The 5,143-nt window shown below is 44.3% G+C and carries 4 protein-coding genes; 2 read left to right on the top strand and 2 right to left on the bottom strand.

Annotated features, from left to right (window positions below):
* Positions 1 to 56 precede the first annotated feature (56 nt).
* A complete protein-coding gene (locus tag QUB33_RS28540) occupies positions 57 to 854 on the bottom strand; it encodes an SNF2-related protein (RefSeq protein ID WP_333357728.1) in 798 nt (265 codons plus the stop codon).
* Between the two features lie 5 nt (positions 855 to 859).
* Positions 860 to 1,396, bottom strand: a complete 537-nt coding sequence (locus QUB33_RS28535; protein ID WP_333357725.1) for a hypothetical protein — start codon at positions 1,394 to 1,396, stop codon at positions 860 to 862.
* Between the two features lie 1,219 nt (positions 1,397 to 2,615).
* On the opposite strand from QUB33_RS28535, the gene QUB33_RS28530 reads away from it, so the two are divergent.
* Positions 2,616 to 3,836, top strand: a complete 1,221-nt coding sequence (locus tag QUB33_RS28530; protein WP_333357721.1) for a hypothetical protein — start codon at positions 2,616 to 2,618, stop codon at positions 3,834 to 3,836.
* Positions 3,837 to 4,164: 328 nt separating this feature from the next.
* A complete protein-coding gene (locus QUB33_RS28525) occupies positions 4,165 to 4,743 on the top strand; it encodes a TIGR04376 family protein (RefSeq protein WP_333261484.1) in 579 nt (192 codons plus the stop codon).
* The last annotated feature ends 400 nt before the right edge of the window (positions 4,744 to 5,143 follow it).

The raw sequence follows: 5,143 nt of genomic DNA, 5'->3' as shown, positions 1-5,143 counted from the left end.
TAAGACTCAGGTGTGCATATTTAAATAACCACATTAAACTCAGTATTTCTGCTTAGTTAAAAAGCGGGATGCTCCCAGTCAATGCTACCGATAACGGCAGGTGGACACAGGATTAATGCCGAGCTAATCTTTCCTTGACGAAACAGCAAGCGCAGAGCATTCAGTGCCTGAACCGTTTTACCAGTGCCCATTTCGTCTGCCAACAAAGCTGATGGCCGATCTACAAGCCAACTAATTCCCTGTTGCTGATATCCGCGCAGTTCATGATAAAAATCTAACTTCTTCGGAAACTCTAGCGATAGCGGAGGTAATAAAATAGGAAGCAAAAGATCCCATTCGCTTGGCGAATTGGTTGGGATTTGGTCTTTATTTTGTTGCTTTTTATCTTGACCAAAACAATGCCCAAAAATTTCAGGAAGATTCAATGAAAAAAACAAATTTTCGGATACCTGAGAGGCAAACAAATTAACTTTTTCGTACTTGAAGGTTCTAGTGGGAGTAAATGGCTCGACATAGTTCTCCGAACAAATAACTCCTTCAATGAACCAGTCAGTGCAATCGAATACTCCTGGCTGCGGAATGTCGATCTCAGGAATACTCAAGTTTTCAGGAATAAGCAGGGATGCCTGAATTTGGTGAATTTCTGGTATCTTGAGCAGGAGATTATCCGATGGTTTACTCCTTGCCATGACTAAGCAAAGATTATCAGAAGTCAATATGAATGGAAACTGAAAACTCTGCGGATAAACAACAGCGGTTTCTATCCTCCAGACAGAGATAAAGTAGATATCTGGATATCTAACACCTGATGTAGTACGAGTAAGCTGCTTTGCAATTACTTTAATCAGGAACATAAGTGTTAGTTATTACCCACATTACGAGTATCAACATCAGCACAGGCTTTTTCGAGGCGATCGAATGGTTCCATTAAGTCCCTATGTAAAAAAATTGGCTGCAACTGATGTGAAATGTCTTCCAACTTTGGCTCAAATTGACTCAAAGTACAAATTTTAACTGGAGGACGACCAGAATCTTCTGGATTAAGTGGTTTACTAGAAGTGCCTCTATTGAAAAGAGGCTCATCTTCTTTCAGTAGGAGAACCGTCGGAATTTCTTGCTTAGTATTAATTTCTAGAAACAAGATATCTCGGACAATGATCAGGTTAGGCTTTTGCTGGAGAGAATTCAGAAGAGGCAACCCAATCAGTTCTACAGAAATATGCTCATTCAAAAGCCCACCGTAGACTATCTCCTGGAATTTCTGTGGACGAACAGGCCCGGTTACTCGAAACTCTAGAGGTTTCGTTTCTGTATCAGTTATCAAAATCGCTCCACGGATAGCAGCACCATCTTCAAAGCGATGTATTCCAAGGAAACCGATAGTCAAAAATTCCATAGCAATTTAAATCTAGACACAAAAAACCAGATAGGCATATCAGGAGATATATAGCCTGCACAATGATTATACAAAATTTTTCTATGCTGTACAATAAAAATTATTTCAGCATCCCTACTGGAGTAGTTGGGCATAGACATCATCCTGAGTATTTTTCCAGACTGCATCTAGAGATGATTGACTTGCTTCAAGCCAAAACCCAGTTTCATCATACTTTACTATACTGTCTTGCCAGGGGTGGTGAATTGAACTAACCTAGCATTTAGCGCCCTACAAGTCTACTTCCAGAAACTTAAAATACGTTATTTCCATTTAGCATTCACAGCCCTATACTCACTATAAATTATGTAATATCTGCCAATTATGTTCGCTAAAACTGTATTTTTAGCCAATTAAACTAAAATTATTTGTATCATTTTTAACCCATTAACAGAGTGGTTAAGTCCCTTTGAAAATTTTGTATATTTAGATTGCAAAACTAGACAAGTAGGCGATCGCACTTGTGTTTAAATCAGCCAATTAATTAGGTTAGATGTGCGCTCTACCCCTACCATTATACATCTTTAGAATGTGGTATTTTCCCCGAAACTTCGATCGCATCGGTATTTGTAATATAACTTTATTTTATTAAAAATAAGCAATACTATAGTTAAATATTAAAATTTGTAAGGTAAAAAATATAAAAAAATTATTAGGAGAGATTCTTATTTAACAGACGATTTTGCAACCTTTGACAATTTATTACCTAATGATGAAGCTATTGTACTATTGAAGTTATATAACCTGAAGCCTGTTATGACTTTTAAGCAAACGGACAAAGAAACTTAAGACAGCTAAAAGTCTGAAATCCTTGTCAAAGCTGCAATGAGATCGGAAACAGCGACAAAAAACCCGTTTTTTTTGCGATCGCCTCAAGTAAAGCTGTATGTCAAAAACTGTGAAGACCCGGAGGGTGGGATTGACACAAGCAGTAGAATATGCAGTAAAAGTCAGCGTAAGCAAATAAGACTGGCAGCAGAAAACAGGGACTAAAAGGCCCAAAACAGGTAAAAAAAAAGTCGATCGGGCAAAGTAAGTTGGCCGAGGACTAAAAATATGGTGATGAGTGAGATACAATTGACCTGTCCTGAGCCAAGAATTGGTCAACATCACAAGTATCCTGTAAAAGTCAAAAGTTAACAGTCTCAGGGTTGTCGAGCAGCGCGAATCAGAGAAAACTATGCCTCAAAAAGTAATCGCCAAACAGATGTCTTTGGAATCAGCGTCCGATCCGATCTCCGTGGTTGCGACCGTCGAAACAGTGCCAGCCGAAGCAGTGGCAGTAGAGTCCTACGCCGATCGGTTGATGGACGAACTGTTTGAAGGAGTCGATCGAGCATTCGACGGCAGCGACGGACTGCCATCGGAACCAGTGCAGCCTGAATTCGTGGCGCTCAAGTCGATCTCTGTACCTCAAATAGTTTTGTCGCCGTTGGCACCCCCCCAGCCGCAGCGGGAGGAAAAAGACGTAGAAGCGATCGCCCGCCAAGTCGCCCTAGAAACAGCCAAAAAACAGCAGTCCAAACAATCATTCGACAGAATCCTGCTGGGAGCAGCATTTGGGTCGCTGCTGCTAGTCATGGGGTTATGGCTCGCAAGCAGGTCGGGACTCGTGCGCTTGCCCGCCGCCCCCGCACCAGAGACACCCGCAGCAAGTGGCAAAACAGCACCAGATACCCCGTTTGTCGAATACGTGCAGCGCTCCCTAGAAGCGATCGAACAAAAAAAAGCACCCCAAGCTAACCCCCAACTTGCAGGAGTTCCCGGAGCCCCCACCCCAGGGACGCTGCCGAGCATTCCAATTTCCGGCGCGCCGCCGGCAACAGCAGGTCTTTCGACAGCAGTCAACCGCATTGCTAATGCTCTGGAACAAGCTGCCTCGCAGCCGGGAGCACCAGCACCCCAAGTCGTAGTCATCCCTCCCCCCGCTCAGGTGACTGTGGCTCCGGCTGCTCCGGTAGCTGCTGCTCCGGCTGCTCCTCAAACCAGCGCAGTTTCCCCCTCGCCGGCTGCTCCAGCCTCCGGTCGTGCGATCGCCGCTGCGGGAACTCGAGATCCCCTGGCCGCTTCCCCTTCCCCCTCGGAGTCTCCCCAGCCAAAGATTTTGGCTCGCGAAACCGAGCCGGCACCCGCGCCCCCAGCCCAGCAATCCGCACCCGCGCCCGAGCAATCCGCACCGGCTGTCAGCAGCGCCCCGACTTCCGCCCACACGCTGGTAGGGATTTTGGAGTTGGGCGATCGATCGGCTGCTTTGTTTGAAGTAGACGGCGTAGCCCGCAGAATTTATGTCGGCGAAAGCATTGGCGCTAGCGGTTGGACGCTGGCAGAAATCAAAAATCAAGAAGCCGTTATCCGCAAAGGAGGAGATGTGCGCTCGGTTTTTGTCGGCCAAAAATTCTAATCAGTTATCAGTCATTAGTCATCAGTCATTAGTTATGAGTCAGGTCATCGGTAATCAGTAATGGGCAGCGATCGGGCTGTATATCACGAGCAGTGAAAACAGTTATAATATAGGAACCGCCAAGAAGTTCTTAATTGCTGAAACCATTGCTCTTATTACTTCTTGCTTCTATCCGTTAAATCGGTTACCCAATTCGTTGCCGAACTTTCTTCTCCTATAACTAACAACTCAGGATCAATAATTGATCTCCAGTGACTAAGAACCAATGACTAATAACTAATGACCAATGACTAATGACCCAGGACTAATGACTGAGGAATTATAAAAAATGGGCTTATTTGATGATTTCAGCCGCTTTCTAGAAACCAGATTAGAAGAATTTTTACGCAGCAATCCCCATCTGGAATTGCAGGCAATAGAAGAACAACTGAAGGAACAAGAAGAAGACACTCTGCGGCTGATTCTCGATATCCAAAAACAAGAGAAAAAACTGCAAGCCGAAATTCTATCCGCCGCTCAAGAAATTCAGCGCTGGAACGATCGCATCAACAAAGCTAAAGCTGCTCAAAGGCTCGATTTAGCTCAAGCCGCCCAAGAGCGGCAAGCCACTTTGCTGCGTCAGGGAAATCAGCGCTGGGGTCAAATGCAAGGCTGCAAAGAACGGATTGAAAAAGCAAAAGAACTGTACCGCCAAATTCAAGTACGGCGAAAAGAAGTCCGAGCAAAAGCGGCAGAAGCTGCAACTCGAACTACCACCACTAAAACAGAGCAGAATTGGGATACAAAGGGTTGGAATCAGAGTTCAAATTATAGCAGTTTTACGGCCGCAGACCCTTTAGAAGAAAAGTTTCAACGCTGGGAAGCAGACGAAGAACTAGATCAAATGAAGCGGAATATAGGCCGATAGTTACGAAAGCATTCCAATCCTTTAGGGACGGGTTCACCCGGAACTCGGATTCCCAATGCAAATATTCGTCAACCCTCCAGAGTCTCAGGTATTGCGAGCGCTCGCTCAGACTTGATATAATTACCATCCTAAAATTCTAGGGCAAATTAATCAATCATTCCTACAATATTCTCACCTACTTAATGAGCGTTGCATATTTATGGTATAAACAAAAGCTCTAATCAAGTAAAAAAAATTATGATTTGTCCCGGCTGTCAATCCACCAATCTGACGGGGTGACAACCCCGTCAGGTAAAAAAGACGAATTCTGAATTAAAAAACTGTTGGGAGCATCCCAGTTTTGCAGCCAGTATAAATACTCAAAGACTTAGCAGGCAAGTTGATGGCAGAATAGAAAGCA

The organism is Microcoleus sp. B3-A4, from assembly GCF_036705385.1.
Taxonomy (GTDB): Bacteria; Cyanobacteriota; Cyanobacteriia; order Cyanobacteriales; family Microcoleaceae; genus Microcoleus.
Note: the sequence above shows the minus strand (reverse complement) of the source record. Positions and strands in the feature narration are given on the sequence as shown.

Bases quoted from the DNA above. Each gene is read 5' to 3' on its own strand.
- QUB33_RS28540 (WP_333357728.1), bottom strand. From the start codon at position 854: ATGTTCCTGATTAAAGTAATTGCAAAGCAGCTTACTCGTACTACATCA.
- QUB33_RS28535 (WP_333357725.1), bottom strand. From the start codon at position 1,396: ATGGAATTTTTGACTATCGGTTTCCTTGGAATACATCGCTTTGAAGAT.
- QUB33_RS28530 (WP_333357721.1), top strand. From the start codon at position 2,616: ATGCCTCAAAAAGTAATCGCCAAACAGATGTCTTTGGAATCAGCGTCC.
- QUB33_RS28525 (WP_333261484.1), top strand. From the start codon at position 4,165: ATGGGCTTATTTGATGATTTCAGCCGCTTTCTAGAAACCAGATTAGAA.